This window comes from Desulfosediminicola flagellatus, from assembly GCF_005116655.2.
In the GTDB taxonomy this organism is placed as follows: Bacteria; Desulfobacterota; Desulfobulbia; order Desulfobulbales; family Desulfocapsaceae; genus Desulfopila; species Desulfopila flagellata.
In genome coordinates this window covers 1,998,472-2,019,150 of record NZ_CP050698.1, presented here as the reverse complement: position 1 = coordinate 2,019,150, position 20,679 = coordinate 1,998,472, and the positions used below count along the sequence as shown (strand labels likewise).

Below are 20,679 nucleotides of genomic sequence, written 5' to 3'. Positions count from 1 at the left end.
ACGACAAGTAAAAACACCATTCCCCCGTCGCAGCCGGAAAGACACTTGCGGAGACCTTCCGGGGCCATAAGAGGCAGGAGGAGTTTGCCCCATGGTTAGTCCGTATTTCAGCGAGTCATGTTCGCGCCAATTACGACACGTTGAATCTCGCTGGTACCTTCATAGATTTCTGTGATTTTCGCATCACGCATCATTCGTTCTACCGGGAAATCACGTGTATAGCCGTAGCCGCCATGTAACTGTACCGCCTGTGTTGTCACCTTCATTGCCGTTTCACTGGCAAAAAGCTTGGCCATAGCTGATTCCTGAGAATATGAAAGACCAGCGCTAGCCCGATAGGCAGCGTTATAAACGAGCAGACGTGCTGCTTCCACCTGGGTGGCCATATCGGCCAGCTGAAATTGAACCCCCTGAAAAGCACTCAGAGGTTTATTAAATTGCTCTCTTTCAATTACATATTCTTTCGTGGCATCCAGTGCTCCCTGCGCAATTCCAAGCGCCTGGGAAGCAATACCGATTCTGCCGCCATCCAAGGTCTTCATTGCGACCTTGAACCCTTTGCCTTCTTCTCCAAGAAGGTTTTCAGCCGGTATACGACAATTTTCAAAAACGAGCTCAAGCGTTGGTGAGGAACGTATTCCCATCTTTTTCTCTTTTTTACCGAAAGAAAATCCCGGGGTTCCCTTTTCAACGATAAATGCACTGATGCCGTGATGCTTTTGCGCGTCTCTATCTGTTCGTGCAAAAACTACGTAGATATCAGCCTCACCCGCATTCGTTATAAAAACCTTACTGCCGTTCAGAATCCATTCATTACCCTCACGGACCGCATACGTTTTTGTGCCTCCGGCATCAGATCCGGCAGATGGCTCAGTTAATCCGAATGCACCCATCGCCTCACCTGTGGCCAATGGTGTAAGAAACTTTTTCTTCTGCTCTTCATTACCAAACAGGTAAATAGGGTTTGAACCCAATGAAAGATGAGCAGAAAGCGTAACGCCTGTAGAAGCACATACGCGAGATAGCTCTTCAACAGCTATGGAGTAGCTCAGGTAATCTGCTCCTGCACCACCATACTCTTCAGGGAAAACAATTCCGGTCAAACCAAGTTCACCGAGCCTGCCAAACATTAGATCACGATCAAACGATTCATTCTCATCACGTTCATCGGCTGTAGGTGCTATCTCAGTCTCTGCAAAACTCCTTACCATATCACGAATAAGGTTCTGTTCTTCTGTCAGCTCGAAGTTCATACTCATGCTCCCATATAGAGGTATTAATCTGCAGCCGCTGCAGGCCCCGGAATTCCAGGCTTATCCTGGTACATTGTTCGGTCTAATCAACGCCGAGCCCGTGGTCTCATGGCCATTGGTAGTTTACTTATGTACTTTCGACTCGTTATCCCATTCGGTTTTCTATTCTGCTATTCTGTTTTTTTACGATGATTGCGGGACTTGAACCATGATGACCTGCCCCTCAACACACACTATCTCGTTTGCAATGAGACGCAGATCAACAGTGACCTTTCGCCCTTTAATTTCAATAACCCTGCCGCGGATCTCAAGTTCCACTCCGATAGGGGTTGGCTGCAAATAGTCAACCTTGAGTGAAGCTGTGACAAATCGTGTAATCGGTCCACCGTCTTCCCATGCCTTTGCTGCAGCAGCCGTGCCAGCACCATGACAGTCCAGCAAAGAGGCTATCATTCCGCCATAGAGGTAGCCTGGAAAGCCACCGGTATAGTGGCCTTCCGGAGTATGGTGACAGACACTCTCATCGCCTTCCCAATAACTTTTGAGATGCAGACCGTGCTCATTGTTGCGGCCGCAACCGAAACAATTTGCATAATCATCCGGATACTGGTCCTGAAATGCCAAAACCTCCATATATGACCTCATTTCCTGAAGAGTTGTCGCCTGCGCTGCAGCGTGCGGGCATAGATTAATATGTGTAAAAACCCCGGCCTGATTTTCGACCTAGCCAACCAGCCTCAACATACTGACGAAGTAATGGACATGGCCGGTATTTCGGGTCACCCAATCCCTGATGCAGCGTGTTTAAAATGGCCAGACAGGTATCCAGACCGATAAGATCGGCAAGAGCCAGTGGCCCCATGGGGTGATTCATTCCGAGCTTCATGACGTTATCGATAGACTCGTTATCGCCAACACCCTGATAGAGGCAAAAAATGGCTTCATTAATCATCGGCAGCAAAATTCTATTGGCAATAAATCCTGGAAAGTCGTTTGCCTGAGCAGGGGTTTTGCCCATCTGTTTAGAGAGTTCTACAGTAATATTAAAGGTCTCATCAGAGGTCGGCAGCGCACGAATGACTTCAACCAGCTTCATTACCGGCACTGGATTCATAAAGTGCATACCAATTACTTTTTCTGGTCTGCTTGTGCGTGAAGCAATACGACCAATCGGAATAGATGAAGTATTGGAAGCAAGAATTGCATGTTGAGGACAGATCTCATCGAGTTGTGCAAAGATCTTGAATTTAATTTCCTCATTCTCTGAAGCAGCTTCAACCACAAAATCCGCATTTTTCATGGCTGTAAGATCAGTTCCGGCATATATACGGTCAAGAATTGCTTCCTGCTCATCCACGGTGATTTTGTCTTTTTGAACACTTCGTTGCAGGTTCTTGCGGATATGAGCCATACCGCGCTCGATGAATTCCTCTGAGATATCATGCAGAATTACATTCAAACCGCTTGCTGCAGCTACCTGGGCTATGCCGCCACCCATTTGTCCTGCACCGATAACACCGAAGGTTTGTACTTTCATACCATGCTCCTTCATAAGAGGACGCCGGCAGGTGGGTCACAATTGTTCTGTATATCTCAACACCCCACCCACCAGCGTTTTTTTTATAGATATTTTTATCTTTTTTCTGATTACCTTAAAAACTCGGCATGTCGTAATTAGGGCTATTATTCAGGTCGTGCAATTCCCCCCTGACGTCTGTCCCCTTACACCTCACATGTGATAGCTGAGTATTAGCCCGGTAATCAGCGTATTATTTATTGCTCACCACCATTGCCATGCCCATTCCACCGCCTATACACATACTAATCAGACCTGTACCAAGACCACCGCGCTGCATCTGGTTGATAGTTGTCACCATCTGGCGTGCACCCGTACAACCTACAGGATGCCCCATGGAGATAGCGCTACCGCACTGGTTCGGTTTTTCCACATCAATACCAAGCTCAAGCATGCAGCCGATAGCCTGAGACGCAAACGCTTCGTTGAGTTCAATCAGATCGATATCTGAAACAGTCATCTTCGCCTGCTTCAGTGCTCGACGTACTGCAGGTACAGGTCCAAGGCCCATAAAAGCGGGATCAAGGCCACCTGATGCGAAACTCTCAATTGTCAAAAGTGGTTTGAGTCCCATGCTTTTGGCTTTTTCTTCACTCATCAGCAGTACTGCTGCAGCACCGTCATTAATGCCCGAAGCGTTTCCTGCAGTAACAGAACCATCTTTAGCGAACACCGGCCGTAATTTGGCGAGTTTTTCGACGCTTGTTTCCATAGGACGCTCATCCCGGTCTACAATTACTTCTTTTCTTCGGGCCATCGTTTTGACAGGTACAATCTCGTCAGCAAAGTATCCTTTTTCAATCGCCGCCATTGCCCGTGCATGACTCATGCTGGCGAGCTTATCCTGATCTTCACGGCTGATATTGTAGAGGTTGGCGATATTTTCGGCAGTCACGCCCATATGGTAGCCATAAAATATCTCGTAGAGCGCGTCATAGACCATAAGGTCATGCACTTCTCCGACTCCGGTCAATTCCATTCGGTAGCCCCAGCGTCCTTTCAGCATTGCCATCGGCACCTGGCTCATATTTTCCTGACCACCCGCCAGAACTACATCTGCATGACCGCACATAATTGACTGGGCACCCAGTGCTATCGCTTTCAAACCAGAACCACACACTTTGTTAATTGAATATGCTGGAGTCTCTTTTGCGATACCTGCGCGTACCATCGCCTGACGTGCAGGGTTCTGGCCCTGCCCCGACTGCAGAACATTACCCATGATTACTTCATCAATGGCAAGTTCCTGTGCTGCTGAATCCCAATTTGCATATTGACTCTCGATAGGAATCTCGTTCTGGTCAGCAAGCTTGTCAGGCACAGTGTCAGAAAAATCACTATTTTTTACCGGTCGCAACCCGATTTTGCTCATGGTCTCACGCAACACTGTCGCGCCCAAATCAACAACCGGCACATCTTTTAACGCACCGCCGAATGTTCCCACTGCCGTTCTGCTTCCACTAACGATGACAACTTTATTCATTTTGGTCTGGCTCCTTTGCTGATCTTTTTATGGATAAACCGGGCACTCAGAATTTTCCGGTAATCGTTCAGATATCTCTACTACCTGCGAATTCAGCTTTACGTTTTTCAATAAATGCTGAGGTTCCCTCTTTGGCATCCGGGCTGCTGATGCAGAGTGCAAATGCATCCCGCTCAATCTCAAGACCGCTGTTCAGATCACAATTCAATCCCTGGCGAATTGCATCCTTGGCCGCCCGTAATGAGGCACTCCCCTTTTTGGCTATCTGGCGTGCAACTTCAGCCACGCCTGCCATCAATTGATCTGCAGGAAGGCATGTATTGACAAGCCCCGCCTCACGTGCCTTTTCTGCAGACAAATATTTACCTGTAAAGATGAGTTCCCGTGCCATATTCGCACCGATCAGACGCGGCAGTCGTTGGGTGCCGCCAAATCCTGGGATAATACCCAGGCTGATCTCCGGAAGACCGAATGTTGCTGTTTCAGCAGCGTAGATAAAATCACAGGCCAGCGCCATTTCGCAGCCGCCTCCCAATGCATACCCATTCACCGCAGCTATCACCGGGATAGGAAGTCGCTGCAATCTATCTATTATTGTCTGACCAAGCTGGGCAAACTTTCGCGCACCCAGAGGAGTAAGAGTTCGCATTTCTGTAATATCAGCACCTGCGATAAAGGCCTTATCCCCTGCGCCGGTAAGAATAAGTACCCGGATATTTTCATCCCCGGCAATACAGTCAAGTGCATTATCGAGTTCACGCAGCGTGGCACTGTTAAGGGCATTGAGTGCTTTGGGCCTGTTAAAGGTAATAGTCGCTATACCACCATCCTGCTGAAATTCCAGACACTCGTAGTTCATGGTATTTCTCCTTTCCGGTCCTTTTACGTTATCAGTCATAGGTTTAAAACTTCCGAAACCATTCTGGCGAAGCGTTGATTCTCTCTAGCTTACATTTCTCTCCCACCCCACCCACTCACGGTTACGAAGTTGCGATTTGATGGTTTTGCCGGTTGCTGTTTTCGGTAACTGACAGAATTCAACTGTTTTCGGTGCCTTGAACTCGGCATGATTCTGCTGGCAGAACTCTATGATCTCTTCAGCCGTCGGGTTTCTGCCGAGCTTCGGAACCACAAATGCTTTGGGAGCCTCGCCCCACACCGGATCCGGTGTAGAAACCACAGCAACCTCCAGCACATCAGGATGCTGGTAAATCACATCTTCGATCTCAATTGACGAAATGATATCACCACCACGCATAATAATATCGCCAACCCGATCCATGATCTGGATATAGCCATCTGGATGCACGACTCCAAGATCACCGCTATGAAACCACTCATCGCGAAATGCTTTCTCGGTTGCAGCTTCATCCTTGTAATAACCAAGCATCACATTGTTACCCCGCATCACCACTTCTCCCATGGTCAGTCCATCACAAGGCACCGGTTGCAAAGTGAGCGGATCGACCACAGACATATGCATAGAGGTTGTATACGGTACGCCCTGACGTGCTTTCATGCGTGAAACGTTTTCCGGATCAAGCTCAACCCATGGTGCCTGCCATGCACAGACACTATGGGGACCATGTAGCTCAGTGAGGCCATAGACATGGGTGATATTTGCACCAATCTCTTCCATGCCCTGGATAATCGCGGGTGACGGAGAAGCCCCTGCTGTCAACACCTGCAAAGGACGCCTGAGTTTTACATATCGCGACTCAGGGTAGCAGATCATCATCAGTAAAACGGTTGGTGCCGCGCACATATGTGAAACATTTTCTTTCTCTATAAGATGGAAAATATCCTTCGGTAAACACTGACGCATGCAGATATGGGTTGCCCCTATTGCGGTAACCGCCCAGGGAAAACTCCAGCCATTGCAATGAAACATCGGTAGTGTCCAGAGATAAACAGACTCCGGGGTAAGTGACGACTCGATAATTTCGCCCAGTGTATGCAGATAGGTGGAACGATGGCTATACATTGCACCTTTGGGCTTGCCCGTAGTACCAGAGGTATAGTTGATGGCGATCATATCGTTTTCATCACTGATCCCGTCACACTCAGGTACAGTTGTCGCGCCACCACCAATAAATGACTCATACTCAGGTCCCTTCACCAGAGGCGAAATGGAGTACTCACAGATATTGACGAACAGTTCGACCTCGCTCAACTCCTCAATAACCGGATGCAGGCGATTGACAAATTCATTATCGACAAAGACCGCCTTCGCGTCTGAATGTTCGATGATATACTGATATTCTGAACTGGAAAGCTGGGTATTGATGCACACCAATACCGCACCAATAAGTGGTATTGCATAATGTGCTTCAAGCATCGGTGGAGTGTTGGGACAGATAAAAACTACCTTGTCACCGACTCCAATCCCACTTTCATGGAGTGCATTAGCAAGCTGATTTACCCGTTGAAAAAACTCTTTGTAACTGTATCGTTTATCCCCATAGACAACTGCGATCTTATCCGGATAGACGCTTGCGCTTCTATTTAAAAAAGAAACCGGACTGAGAATATCACGATTCACACGTGCTCTGAACATCTGGACCACTCCATTTACTGGCTGATTACTTTCATCTTGAACAGTTAAACAAAGAACGTTCTATCTGTTCTTCACATGCCAATGTAACTGAAGCGAACACTATTAGATCCGGCCCAAGCGGACAATCGGTACAAAACCTATTTGTATCTGCAATAAAAACTGAGGAGGACTAGGTTTTGAACCTAGCAGAGTAGACAACTGAGATAACTGGCTTTTTTTGATAGCTTATTAAAGGGCCTGGAATTATCGAGTGTAGTTCTGAATTCGCCGTCGAATCACGATCTAAAAGAGGGTATTTCAGCGTGATTGATGACTCATAGTGGGAAGTGGGCGGCGGGCACGGAGATTTCAAAGGTAATTACGGGAGAAACACCTGTTAAACACGCATTGAAAAATTCTTAAACGTCTGCTTCAGAGCGAATGCGGAGGTCCGGCTCTATACAGATCAATATAGCAGAGCAGAAAAGACGCTTTCTCTACACGCTTCAACTCTTGACATTTTCAGTTTAGCACAAAGACATCAGCGCCCTGATTTATCAATGAAGAATTTTGTTCGACCAGTGCACGGCAAATTTCACAAGCCCGGTAAAGTGTTTAAGCTTGAGTTTTTCTTTGAGATTTTCTCGATACGTACCAATGGTCTTAATACTGAGGTGTAACCGCTCCGCTATCTCTTTAGTTGAATAGCCCTCACCAATAAGCCTGAGCACTTCAAGCTCTCTATTAGTTAGAATATCCAGCGGTGATTTACTATCGGCTGTATGCTGGTTGGTGAGACGCTTAAAGACTTTTTCCTTCACAGAATTGCTGGCATAGATATCACCGTCAAGCACTTTGCGAATTGCCTTAACAACAAGTGAGATCGCCTCCTGTTTCATAATATAGCCGCTTGCTCCCGCCAACAGTGCACGTTCAGCGTAAAGGGATTCATCGTACATGGAAAGTACCAGCATCGGCAATCCCTCGTACTCCTTTTTGATTTCCTGAACCAGCTCTATACCGTTGCCGTCTTTGAGCGATATATCTATGATTGCAAGGTCCGGTTTCAGGTTATCAATTGCCTCACCGGCCTTTTTCATCAGCTCAATACTGCCGCACACCACTAGATCATCTTCCTTATTAATCAACTCGCTCATTCCGAGACAGAATATAGGATGATCATCAATTATCAGTACTTTATATTTTTTCGGCGGGGCCATGCACGTTCTCCGCGTTCAGGCTGATTTGAAAATTGCTTTTCAAGAAACCTTTTAGTGATAATGCTTCAGCTACGATAAAAATGTATTTCTCTTTCTCATAGGTATCCTTACCTCTTCATATATACATGGATACCTGTACCGCCCTTGCTACTTGTGGTTATCTCAAGGAAAGCGCCGATTACCAGGGCACGATACTGCATAATCTGCAAGCCGATTCCTCTTCTATCCTGCTTTTCCTCCATTCCCTTGCCATCATCGGTGATTCGTAGATGAATATACTCTTCTTCCTGACAAAGGGAAATATCAATACGTGTTGCAACCGCATGTTTTATTGCATTGTTCACCGCCTCCTGAACAATATAGTACAAATGTGTCGCCAACGTATTGTCATCAAATTTCAATGTTGCATCACCATGAAACGTGATGGGAATATCCGCTCCCTCTGCCGCTTTTTCTGCAATTTCCTCAAGCGCCGACTGCAAACCATAGGCAACCAGATGAACAGGACAAAGCCCACGTGCAAGCCCGCGTGCTTTGGAGGTCGCCTCACCGATCAGATCGACAATCCTGCCGGCAAGTTCTGCACCCTCGCCATTGCTCTTTTCGATGGTAATCTTGAGTGCCGAAACAAGACCGCCGATACCGATGAGATGCGGACAGAGATCATCGTGCAGGTCCTGACCGATATTTTGGCGAACATTATCACCGATATCCATCAACTGCTTGGTCAATCGTTTCGTCTCGGTAATATCACGCAAGATCACCACACTGCCGGCAAGCTGCTGATCATCACTCCTGAAGGCCGCACCGCTGATGCTGACATCACGGATTTCACCTGTTTTGGTATAGCGATTCGTCTCTGTCGCAGGCAATACTCTTCCTTCCTGAATCGCTTTGATCATGGCCGATGTTTCCTGCCAGTTTTCCTGCGGGACGAAATGATCGAGCTTTTTGCCGTAACATTCAGTCAGTGCCCAGCCAAAAACTTTATGGAAAGCGGGATTAAAATAGGTAACATGTCCCTGCATATCATAAATAACTATTGGGTCTGCTGCCGCCTCCATCACCGAACGATATCTGTCCTCGCTGATCCGAAGACTCTTTTCCGTCTCCTGGCGAACCAGGATCTGTTTCTTTAAACTGCTACTATAATCTGCAAGCTGTTCCATAAACCTGTTAAAATAGCTTGCCAATTGACCAAGTTCATCACGCGAATTCACCGGCATTCGCAAACTGAAATCACCCTGGCTTGCGTTTCCGAAATGCGTCATCAATCTCTGCAAGGGGCTGGTAATAGAATCACTGATTTTATACGTCAGCGACAAAACAAGAAACATGGTGATGGTAAAGGTGATCAGCACTACCAGGCCGATGGTTCGCAGCGGCTCGTAAAATTCATCATGGTAACTGGAAGCCCCGACTATCCAATCATACTCCTCAATATAGTTGAAGATGCAGAGCTTGAGACGTGATTCGGATTCACCTGGATTTTTCCACGGGTATACGACCCGGCCCTTTTTCTCCTTGAGAATATAGGCCAGATATTCGTTTGGCAATCCTTCAAGTGTCAGAATATTACGTCCTTCGAGTTTCGGGTGAATAATGGCCGTGCCCTCGTTATTCATCACATAGGTGTAGCCGGTTTTACCGAATTTCAAATCAAGTACACTGTGTTTAAAATCATCGACATTTATCAGATTCTTGAATTCAGCACGATAGGAGGATACTGCGATATACCAGCCCCACGGTTCGAAGTGCATCATATAAAGAGCTTTGGGCCTCGCCACATCTTCACCGGGATTCTTCCAGTCATATTCCAGATAACCACGCTCTTGCTTAATGAGATCTTTTACAAAGGAATATTCGGAAACATCGGTTTGCAGCAGCGCCCGCGAAGGATGAACAACAACGATACCCTTTTTATCGAGACAATAGATATATCCCGACTCGCCGATTGTCTGGCTCAACAGCACCCGTGCAGCACTCTCTTTCGCCTGCTCTTCAGTAATTTTTCCAGAGAGATGGTCCTGATAAAACAGGTTGATAATCTCTACATTTTTTTCCGCGGTACCCCGCAGATAGTTTTTTATAGAAACAGTAGCAGAAGTCCGTACAAGATTATAAATAGCAGTGGTCGTATTCTGCAATTCGCTTTCGATATTCGATTCGATAGTATCACGAATAACGATATAGAACGTACCGAACCCGATAGACAGAGAGAGGATATAGAGAAGAGAGTACGAGAAAAGAAGCTTATGACGAATCCGCGTTCCTGCAAACATATCCTTCACATCCTTTGTGAAAAGCTCAGGCCATTACAATGGCGACTGCATATCATCCACCACCCTCCAGATGTTCTGAAGCACCAGTTAATAAACGAGATTCAGTGGCGTTGCAGTTCATTTCTAACAGATAATGAATTGAAGGAAAAGTGTTTGTCGCGGTTTGTATTGAAAATGCTCGTTTTTTGAAACCCGTTAATTGGAATGGAATTTGACGAAGTGCATTCTATCCGGAATTACACCTGTCCGGCAGTGCCTGATTAATAATCGAATACTACTGAACCGCTACGAAACAGAAGGGAAAAAACTGCCCGATGATTCCTTGGGGTGGGCGGACGGTGAGTCGGTCAGGAGTGCAGGAGCAATCCTTTCCCTTCAGTCTTTATCATATTGATAATACGGAATCTCCCGATACACAGTGTGAAATGCCGTATTCTGTATGTTACATCTGGATATTCATGCGCTCCGCATGTTCCAACAACTCATCACGAAATTCAGGATGAGCAATCGAGATCAGAGCTTTGGCCCTTTCCCAGGTTGACTTACCTTTTAAGTTGATCATGCCATATTCGGTTACAACATAATTTACCATAACCCTTGGTAATGTTGTGATTGTGCCTGGATCAAGAAACGGTCTGATGCGCGATTTCCTTGTTCCTTCTCTATCTACAACACTTGAGGTAAGACATATCAACGCCTTGCCGCCACGGGAGTGATAACACCCATATGTATAATCCAGTTGGCCACCGGTCCCTGATATATGACGGGTACCCGATGACTCTGAGGAAACCTGGCCAAACAGATCAATCTCGAGCGCGTTATTAATGGCGATAGCCTTATCATTTGCCGCGATATTGTTCAGGTGGTTTGTATAATCTACAGGGTAACTGGAACAGGATGCATTACGATCAAGAAAGTCGTACAATTTCTTTGAACCAAGAGCGAACGTGTAGACGAATTTACCTACATCCTGCTTCTTGTTTCTGTTGGAAATACACCCGGCCTCATAGATATCGACAAAACTATCACAGAGCATCTCTGTATGCACACCAAGGTCTCTGAGGTTGGAGTTGGCAATAAGCTTTCCGATTGCATTGGGCATAGCACCTATTCCAAGTTGTAGACAGGAGCCATTTTGAATCTGGGAAACGACAATTTCTGCTATCTGCTCGTCGATATCAGATATTTTCGGTTCTTTCATAGAAAACATCTCTTCGTGATTACTCTCAACAATCGCATCCACTTCTGAGATATGAATTTGTTCTTCATTACCGCCATAGCAATACGGCATGTTCTCATTGACCTCGACGATAACCCTCTTGGCTGCACTTATCTGTGCACGGGTAAATGAGTTGGAAACACCGAAGTTAAAAAAACCTTTGTGATCCATAGGAGTTGTTCGAAGCAACATAACATCTGTGGTTATATCGTGTTTTTCGTAATACCCCGGCCCCTCATGGTAAAGAAGAGGTATATAATTACACACCTTCTGATCATGAAGTTTTCGATCTGCGCCGGTGAAATGCCAGCTGTTGTATTTAAAACTCCTGCCTTCAGGATCTGCTTTCGCAACTGCTGCAAGCCCCGGGAAACCTAATGCGCGAATTTTTACGTCCTCGACCTCACCGGCTCGTTTAGCCAGTTCCTGATCAAGAGTGATCGGTGTAGAGAGAAAACATGCGTAGTCTACCCAGTCACCTGATTTAATCAAATCAACCGCATCACTGGCTGCCATCAACCTGCTGGTATATGCTCTTCCGTATTCCACTGTACTCTCCTCAAAAATAGGAAATATCGTCTCATGCTTCCAGATTTCAGCCCGGAAGGACCCTGTCGGTGGTTATGCAATAGACAATAGAGGATTTCTACGTATAGTGGCAATCGGCTTGAGACTGAATTTGAACTGGGCGTTTTTCCGAAGCGGACTAGGTTCATCACCTAGAAATGGAGAGGGTACCACAGCTAAACAACTATAATTTCAATCGGAAATTGCGTAATTGCGTAATTGCGTAATTGCAGACATTTTTCTGAATATGCAGATAAAACATATAAAATACATTTCAGTGTGTACCAAACACTCGGGCAAGATATTGACCGCCCTCTCCTTCAATGACCAGCTCACACTGCATGCCATAGTGCTGAACAAGCAGGAGCAAAGTTTGATAATCGATATATAACCAGTCAAACGGTTCTGATATCACATGGTGATAGCTCATTACAAATTCGGTTTCCCCCATGTACCCTTCCAGCGAATATCCATCACCCGCTGCCTTATCGTACAATGAGGTCAGATCCGTTGAATCTGCAAGCAATTGCCCGCCATCTTTTAAGATTGAAGGCAGATGTTGAAGAAATAGATGCAGTCCTTCAAGCGTGCCACATAGTCCAATACCGTTCATGAGCATGAGAACTGTATCGTATTTCACAATATCCAGAGAAAACAGGTTGTCATAAATGGGATTACGCACGGACCGTTTTTTCATTACCTCAATGCAGCCAGGAGAGATATCGAGGCTATCCACCCGTTTCCCCTGCTCCTGTAAATAGAGGCTGTGACACCCACTTCCTGCCCCAACATCGAGTATATCACCGTGACACAACTCCAGTGCTTTTTTCTCAAGACCACTCATGAGCTGATGAGGCCTGAACATTAATTCACCGCACATTGTGCTCATATCAAGCGTGCTTGATTCTACTTCAAGACAGGCATCATGCTTGCCCGCCATATAATCCAAAAGCATTGCACCCAGCGGATCTTTTCTATTATCCAATATGATATTTTTCATTCTCTTTTAGATTGTTTACGCTATTACATACATTGCGTCCGCAGATGTTCTTCAGCCCGCATTCCTCATTGGTATTTAGATTACAAACTCAAACAAATGATTTTAAGCGGAAATAATAACAAATTCAAACAACAGAGTGTTTTTCATTTGAAATCAAAAAGGATCACCCTTCAAATCAATAGAATTTTTTCAGCAACTACATCATTACAGGCCATTTGCAGTGTTTTATTACAATAGCGTTGCTTGTGCCTCGGCCTGCGACTACCTGTATTGATGAGAAATCCAGGTTAGGACTGTCAATCACGCTATTTTTCAGTTATTCTCAATCAAGTCTATTATCTCAACTCTTTCCTTACTCAAGACGCTTACATTATGAAATTACTACTCAACTCGCCCCTGGATATGCACCTTCATCTTCGTGAAGGTGACATGCTTAAACATGTTGCTCCATTTACTGCCCAGCAGTTTTCCGGCGCTGTAATCATGCCCAACCTCATATCCCCTGTTGATTCGCTTATAAAAGTTGAACAGTACCGTAATGATATCAAAAAATGTTGTGGCCATGAAAATTTCGAACCATTTATGACGTTGTTTTTCAGACCCTATACACGAGAAGAGCTAGAGCAAGTCAGAGATAAAATTATTGGTATTAAACTCTATCCAGCCGGAATTACCACCCAGAGTGAAAATGGTGTATCAGATTTTTCAGCAATTGAACCGACTCTGCAAATAATGGAAGATCTGCAGATACCGCTGCTGGTACATGGTGAGAGTAACGGCTTTGTGATGGATAGAGAAAAAGAGTTCCTCGATGTATATCAAACTATAGCAACTCAATACCCGCGCCTGCATGTAATAATGGAGCATATCACAACAGAGGCAGCGGTAAGGTTTCTTGAAAAACATGAAAATGTCTCAGCAACAGTAACCGTCCACCACCTTCTACTCACACTTGATGATGTTGTAGGCGGAATGATGCAACCCCATCTGTTTTGCAAGCCCATAGCAAAAAGACCTACCGACCGCGAAGCACTGCGTGAAGCTGTTTTCAGTGGCAATAAAAAAATCCTGTTTGGCTCAGATTCCGCTCCACATCCACGTCATAAAAAAGAATGTGTAGGTTGTGCTGCAGGCGTATTCTCTGCTCCTGTTGCTCTTCCACTGCTTGCCCAGATATTCGAAGAACAAAACTGTCTTGAATTGCTGCAGGGATTCGTGAGTGACTATGCTATTAACCGCTACGGACTCACTGTTCCTAAAAAAGAGGTCGCGCTTACCGATACTGCGTGGGAGGTTCCTGCAAAGTATGGTGATGTGGTGCCTTATTATGCAGAACAGACTCTCCGCTGGTCGCTCATATAGCACTCTTAGCAACAAACAGATAATACATTACAGATGCACGGCATTTCTTTACGCCACGAATTTCTACATTACTCCGAAATCCAGTGTTGCAAGGTGTCGTGAAGTTCGACAGTGTCAAACGGTTTCGGTAGATAACCGTCCATTCCCGCTTTAATACATTTCCCCTCCTCACCTTTGAGAGCATGTGCGGTGAGAGCGATAATTGGTGTATGGCCTCCTTTGATCTTTTCACGGGACCGGATTTCTTTTGTTGTCTGATATCCATCCATTTCCGGCATTTGCAAATCCATCAGAATAAGATCGTAAAATGTTTTTTCCCACATCTCAATAGCCTCATTACCATCAACTGCACAATCAACCACACAGCCGAACAGCCTCAGTGTGCCAAGCGCAACCTCTTGATTCACTGCATTATCTTCAACCAGAAGGATTTTACCTGCCAGTGAATTTCGGAAAACTTTTAAACTGCCGCCACGGCGTATTTCAGCCCGGTCGTATGATATATCTTCCTGACGTCCTGCCAGTAAAGCCCGTTGCAAATCATTCGACCTTACCGGCTTTGCAATACAGTGCAACGGTATCCTGCCATTGGCATAAATAGATTCACTATTAGCCCAGTTGGGAACAAGTATAATCAGGTTGGGAGGAATACCTTTTGCTATATCAAAAATGTGTTCAGCCAGTTTCACCCCATTGATATCTGGTAATTCCTGATCAATTATAATTACATCGAAAGCCACACCAGCATTCATCGATTGCTTGTATTCCGCAATTGCATCAAAGCCATGTGCTGTTATTACATTCTGAACGTTCCATGAAGATAATTGTTTACTGAGAATTTCCAACGATCGCTCATTATCATCAACTAGTAACGATCTCAACCCGGCCAGCCTGTCGATTGAACCATCTTTCGGGATAGAATCATCAGCCTTAAGCGGAATTTCAAAACCAATTCGTGTACCATAACCGACTTTGCTTTCCATGCTGATTGCCCCACCCATAGTTTCAATTATGGATTTGCTTATAGCCAACCCAAGGCCTGTACCACCGTATTTACGTGTCGTCGATTCATCAGCCTGGGTAAATGGAGTGAAAAGACGCGTTTTGGTTTCCTCATCCACTCCAATACCTGTATCTCGAATAAAAATGGATAACGTTTGTATCCCGCCATGTCCCTCCCCAGCAAAGGCCTCTATTTCTATTTCCCCTTCATGGGTGAATTTAATGGCATTATTTAAAAAGTTTGAAACTACCTGCTGTAGTCTGTGGGAATCACCGTAATATTTAACCGGCAGATCGTCAGATATAGAGAGCAGTAACTCCAGTCGTTTAATATACGCCCTTGGAGCAAACAACTCAGCAATATCCTCAAGAACATTGCGAATATCAAACCACCTGTTTTCAAATATCAGTTCCCCCTGTTCGATTTTTGAAAAATCAAGAATATCGTTTATTACGTTTAAAAGGGTATCCCCTGAATTAATGATGGTATTGGCATATCGCCTCTGGTCTGATCGTAAATCAGTAGAAAGCAGGAGTTCCGCCATCCCCATTAGACCATTCATAGGAGTACGAATTTCATGGCTCATGTTGGCCAAAAACATACTCTTAGCCTCATTAGCTCTCTCCGCCTTAATACGAGCCTCATCCACATCACTCCAATATCGTGCAAGGCGATTTGTCATTTTATTGAACTGGATTGCTAATTCTCCGAGCTCATCTTTTGAACTAATATACAACTGTGTTTCGAGTTCCCCTTCACCTACACGCTGAAACCCTGAGAGAATTATCTTAATGCGGCTACTAAGGGCAGTAGCCAGAAAGTAGGCTAGGGCTGTGCCAAGCAGGAGGGCAAGGGCGGTGGCCATAAGTTGTCGTTTCAGAGTATCGGCAATCCGTTCTTTAAGACTTTCAATAGAAAACTCTATAGCGAGATAGCCAAGAATGGTACCATCAGGAAATGGGATTTCTCCAATCATCAGCCAGCGTGTATCTTCCTTTTGAATATGTGAGGAAAGACGTTCATCGAAGATCGTTTTATCCAGTTTTACTGTAAAATCTTCATTCTGTCCTTCACGCCCATGGCCTACCAGAACAGCTCCTTGTGTATCATAAACAACCATACTGTTTATACCAGGGTGCACAAAGGCATCCTGTAACTTACCGTCGAGAGAGTTAACATCGAGGAAATAGACATCGTTGATTATTGCAGACGTGAGGAAACTGATTGTGATTTTACATTCTTTCTCAAATATCTCATAGGCTCTCGTATTATCAGAATAAATTGAATAGAAACTAATCCCTGCACCTACGAATAATATGATTCCAAGAGTAAAAAGGATAAGTTTTGAACGAATACTCATACGATTAAACCAGAGTATTATTCGCCGACATTTTCGCGCATAAACTTCAATCCATCCTGCATTGCCTTAAGAGAATCCTCTGGAATTGCATCGAATTTAGCTGTCTCCTCAAAAGCTTTCAGGACCTCCCGACCTTTTTCCGTCTTATCCATTTCTGTGAGAATCTCTGTGATTCGTGCAACCAGTTCAGGTTCGAGGTCTGCACGATGTAAAACCACATGGCGTGGGATATAAAACGTCTGATGAATGATACGGATACTGTCTATATTGTCTTTAGCATGTCGGTTCATTTTTTCCAGACTCATTCCGCCCGCATCCACCTGTTTATTCAAGACCCAAAACATGGTATTTTTATCAGAATAGCTAAACACATACCCTAATTTTCCACCTTCGACAGATTCTCTAAAATTATTCTTTTCTACAAGAGATATGTTGTGTTGCATAAGGCTGTGTTTGGGCAGAAAATATGAAGATGATGACCACGGTTCTTCAAAGGCAATCATCTTTCCCTTAAGATCTTCCAGCGTCGTAATAGTGCTATCTTTATGTGTGAAAATCACAGAATGATACCCACTCAAACCACCTTTCCAGCGCCTTAGAAAAAACACCCCGCCACTCAAGTTACTCACATTGAGGATTGGGTAGGGGCTATCAATATAGAGATCAACTTTTCCTACTGATAACAGTTCTGCCATCTTTTCCATGCTTCGTGTTATGACCACTTTCCCCTTTTCTATCCCATCTTTTTGCAATTCTTCTCCAAGGTACTTTGCAATGGGTAGAAAAGTTTGAACCTCTTCTTTAGGGTTATCATTTATAGAGCCAATAACGATGTCTCGTGCCAAAAGCATCTGCGGGAAAACGACAAACAGAATGAACAGTACAACCGGTGTCCATCTTTTTTTAGGTATAAACATACACTCAAACCTTGTAGCGAATCTATTATAGAATGAGGAGCTTCAGCATGTTATTATCTGCTGATCCTTTAAGATTGAACGTGTTACCTCTAATTTTTCTGCGAGCAGAAAAATTATATATCTTCATACTTTTACCTAATAAGTGTATCACACCAACTGTTCTCAGATCAATTAATTGAAAGAATACCTATTCCTGACATTTCCTGGTTCACTACAATCACCTGGCTACGAAAAATTGTATCGATGAGAATTCCTGGCTAACGGTGAAACAGCTGAATCTCATACCGTACTATAACTTTACTATCATTTTTCTTTGCCTGCTTTGTCCGGAATGCGATACGATTGAACATCAGCCATATAGAAGTTCCTTGTAATATTGCATCTACAAATATGGATAATCCTGGGAGTCTGTCGGTTTAAGCGTTTTGACCTCAAATCTCGGCATTGCTGGAAAATTAAGTGCATCATTCTAATGGTTATCGGAGTCAACACCTACCTGCGGGCACTAATTTTTCTACACAACGCCGAGTTGATCTAAAAGGTTCAGCCCGACAATCTCCTAACCGAAAGGAGGTTCAGGATGCTCAAACAATCGTATGTCCACGGTGCCAGTCCTATTGCTCTTCGTGGCGAAACAATCGGCACAAACTTTGACAACACTGTCGCTCGATTTCCAGATAAGGATGCCCTGATTGTTCGACACCAGAAGGTCCGCTGGTCATATAAAGAACTCCAAAAACGGGTTAACGATTTTGCTGCAGGCCTCTTAGCCCTGGGATTAGAACCTGGTGACAGAGTTGGTATATGGTCACCCAATTGCAGCGAATGGGTCATAACGCAATATGCAACGGCGAAATGCGGTCTTATTCTGGTAAACATCAATCCCGCCTATAGGCTTTCAGAACTGGAATACGCACTGAAAACAGTCCAGGCAAAAGCTCTCATACTCGCAAGTACGTTCAAAACGAGCAATTATCTGGAAATGATCAATTCACTTGTACCGGAGATCGCTCAATCTACGCCTGGAAATATACGAGCTAAGATCCTACCTCACCTGAAATTTCTGATTCAGACAGGGGACGAACCACTACCGGGTATGTTCAGATTTCAAGAAGTACTGGAATTGGCCCGTGAAAAAGACCATGCACGCCTTGTGGATATTGCACAGTCCCTCCAATTCGATTCACCGATAAATATCCAGTTTACCAGCGGCACAACCGGGACACCAAAAGGTGCCACACTTACTCATTTCAATATCCTCAACAACGGTTATTTTGTTGGCGAAGCAATGAAATTCAGTGAAATAGACAGGCTATGCATCCCTGTTCCACTCTATCATTGCTTCGGCATGGTACTTGGCAACCTTGCCTGCACAACTCATGGTGCAGCAATGATTTATCCTGCTGAAGGCTTTGATCCAGTCTCAACACTTGAGAGCATCCAAAGAGAACATTGCACCGCGCTTCATGGCGTGCCCACTATGTTTATTGCTGAACTGGATCATCCTGGATTTCGAGACTTCCGGCTCGATACCCTGCGTACAGGCATAATGGCCGGAGCCCCCTGCCCAATAGAAGTCATGAAAAGAGTAATGGACCAGATGCATATGTCCGAAATTACCATTGCCTATGGCATGACAGAAACGAGCCCGGTCAGCTTTCAAAGCTCGACAAAAGATGACGTTGAAAAACGGGTGACCACTGTAGGACGTATACAGCCCCATGCCGAAGCAAAAATTATTGACGCTCATGGTAATGTCGTACCAAGAGGTACTGTCGGTGAACTGTTGACCAGAGGTTATCTGGTGATGCAGGGATATTGGGGCAACAAAGAGCGGACACGCGAGGTTATAGACGAAGCAGGCTGGATGCATACCGGAGACCTCGCCGTTATTGACGATCAGGGATATTGCAGTGTCGTTGGCAGACTAAAAGATATGATTATCAGGGGGGGGGAAAATATATACCCGCGGGAAATTGAAGAATACCTCTATACACATCCGCACATTCTCGATGTTCAGGTGTTTGGTGTGCCAGACGAGAAATTAGGAGAAGTGGTCTGCGCCTGGATACGTCCGGCCCCCGATCAATCGTTAACAGCAGAGGATATATACAATTACTGCAAAGAACACATTGCCCATTATAAAATACCGAAACATATTCGTATGGTAACGGAATACCCGATGACAGTTACAGGTAAGATTCAGAAATTCAAAATGAAAGAGGCAATGATAGGAGAACTGAAAGGATCAGGTACATGAAATAATGCAGAGCAGAACGCCATCCTGATGATTAATCGTGGCAGACCGTTCTACAATGACATTACTGACGCCATGCGTTGATCCTGAGACAATTTTTGCACCTCTAAGTGGATATTCAAACCCTTGCAATGATACACCGGTCACATCACCAAATAATGGCAGCAATGTGACCGGTGTATTCAGGTAATTGCTAAACCGCTGTTCGCGTAATGGCTGGAGAATATGCATCTGGCAATCAACCCCGTAAAGCGTGATTTCAAGACCACTGAATTTTCCAGCACCGGCAAGGAAAATATTGGCGATGCTCATATCCCATCTTCCACCCAGGGCACCGTATAATTCGATACGTTCCGCGCCTCTTTCCAAGGCAATTTCGAGTGCAAGCTCCAAGTCAGTTGAATCTTTTCTTACAGGGTGACGAATTATTTCAACATCCTCTGTTTCATACTGTTTGAGAAGATTCGCTGCAATTGAATCCAGATCACCTACAAGCACATCAGGGACAATTCCGAAATTGTCGCAATACTCAGCTCCACCATCTGCTGCAATAATGAAATCTGCACTATTGGCTCTACGTACTGCATCAGGTGGACATGGTTCTTTTCCATTTGCAAAGATGACGACCTGCATAACCCTTCCTT

Annotated in this window: 15 protein-coding genes; 2 read left to right on the top strand and 13 right to left on the bottom strand. The window is 44.9% G+C overall.

The features are described from left to right. Positions 1-107 precede the first annotated feature (107 nt). The 10 genes from FCL46_RS08375 to FCL46_RS08330 all read right to left on the bottom strand — a co-directional run bounded on the left by FCL46_RS08375 (position 108) and on the right by FCL46_RS08330 (position 13,136). Positions 108-1,253 (bottom strand): acyl-CoA dehydrogenase, encoded by a 1,146-nt coding sequence (locus FCL46_RS08375; protein ID WP_136807316.1) that lies wholly within the window; start codon positions 1,251-1,253, stop codon positions 108-110. 183 nt (positions 1,254-1,436) lie between these two features. Next, entirely contained in the window at positions 1,437-1,886 is a 450-nt protein-coding gene (locus tag FCL46_RS08370) for a PaaI family thioesterase (RefSeq protein WP_136807314.1), read from the bottom strand. Positions 1,887-1,941: 55 nt separating this feature from the next. Then, complete coding sequence (locus FCL46_RS08365; RefSeq protein ID WP_136807312.1) at positions 1,942-2,790, bottom strand: 3-hydroxybutyryl-CoA dehydrogenase; 849 nt, start codon at positions 2,788-2,790, stop codon at positions 1,942-1,944. Positions 2,791-3,022: 232 nt separating this feature from the next. Further along, on the bottom strand, positions 3,023-4,312 hold the full coding sequence (locus FCL46_RS08360; protein ID WP_136807310.1) for a thiolase family protein: 1,290 nt from the start codon (positions 4,310-4,312) through the stop codon (positions 3,023-3,025). A 67-nt stretch (positions 4,313-4,379) separates the two neighbouring features. Then, positions 4,380-5,171, bottom strand: coding sequence for an enoyl-CoA hydratase-related protein (locus FCL46_RS08355; protein WP_136807308.1), 792 nt, complete (start codon positions 5,169-5,171; stop codon positions 4,380-4,382). A gap of 84 nt (positions 5,172-5,255) precedes the next feature. Next, entirely contained in the window at positions 5,256-6,869 is a 1,614-nt protein-coding gene (locus FCL46_RS08350) for an AMP-binding protein (protein WP_136807306.1), read from the bottom strand. Between the two features lie 536 nt (positions 6,870-7,405). Further along, positions 7,406-8,068: a response regulator gene (locus FCL46_RS08345; protein WP_136807304.1), complete on the bottom strand. Its 663-nt coding sequence runs from the start codon at positions 8,066-8,068 to the stop codon at positions 7,406-7,408. A gap of 107 nt (positions 8,069-8,175) precedes the next feature. Beyond that, positions 8,176-10,350, bottom strand: coding sequence for a cache domain-containing protein (locus FCL46_RS08340; protein ID WP_136807302.1), 2,175 nt, complete (start codon positions 10,348-10,350; stop codon positions 8,176-8,178). Positions 10,351-10,792: 442 nt separating this feature from the next. Beyond that, the gene (locus FCL46_RS08335) at positions 10,793-12,118 is read right to left on the bottom strand and encodes an acetyl-CoA hydrolase/transferase family protein (RefSeq protein WP_228723358.1); all 1,326 of its coding nucleotides are present in this window, start codon (positions 12,116-12,118) and stop codon (positions 10,793-10,795) included. Between the two features lie 292 nt (positions 12,119-12,410). Next, positions 12,411-13,136: a class I SAM-dependent methyltransferase gene (locus FCL46_RS08330; RefSeq protein ID WP_136807300.1), complete on the bottom strand. Its 726-nt coding sequence runs from the start codon at positions 13,134-13,136 to the stop codon at positions 12,411-12,413. A 372-nt stretch (positions 13,137-13,508) separates the two neighbouring features. Between FCL46_RS08330 and pyrC the strand changes: the two genes are divergently transcribed. Beyond that, positions 13,509-14,498, top strand: a complete 990-nt coding sequence (pyrC, locus tag FCL46_RS08325; protein WP_136807298.1) for a dihydroorotase — start codon at positions 13,509-13,511, stop codon at positions 14,496-14,498. A 68-nt stretch (positions 14,499-14,566) separates the two neighbouring features. On the opposite strand, the gene FCL46_RS08320 is transcribed toward pyrC, so the two are convergent. Both FCL46_RS08320 and FCL46_RS08315 read right to left on the bottom strand, forming a co-directional pair. Further along, complete coding sequence (locus FCL46_RS08320) at positions 14,567-16,861, bottom strand: response regulator (protein ID WP_136807296.1); 2,295 nt, start codon at positions 16,859-16,861, stop codon at positions 14,567-14,569. A gap of 17 nt (positions 16,862-16,878) precedes the next feature. Continuing rightward, the gene (locus FCL46_RS08315; protein WP_136807294.1) at positions 16,879-17,778 is read right to left on the bottom strand and encodes a phosphate/phosphite/phosphonate ABC transporter substrate-binding protein; all 900 of its coding nucleotides are present in this window, start codon (positions 17,776-17,778) and stop codon (positions 16,879-16,881) included. Between the two features lie 580 nt (positions 17,779-18,358). On the opposite strand from FCL46_RS08315, the gene FCL46_RS08310 reads away from it, so the two are divergent. Continuing rightward, on the top strand, positions 18,359-20,038 hold the full coding sequence (locus tag FCL46_RS08310) for an AMP-binding protein (RefSeq protein WP_136807292.1): 1,680 nt from the start codon (positions 18,359-18,361) through the stop codon (positions 20,036-20,038). Here the strand turns inward: FCL46_RS08310 and FCL46_RS08305 are convergent. Beyond that, positions 20,027-20,668, bottom strand: a complete 642-nt coding sequence (locus FCL46_RS08305; protein WP_136807290.1) for a thiamine diphosphokinase — start codon at positions 20,666-20,668, stop codon at positions 20,027-20,029. The two genes, FCL46_RS08310 and FCL46_RS08305, sit on opposite strands and share 12 nt — an antisense overlap. Positions 20,669-20,679: the final 11 nt, after the last annotated feature.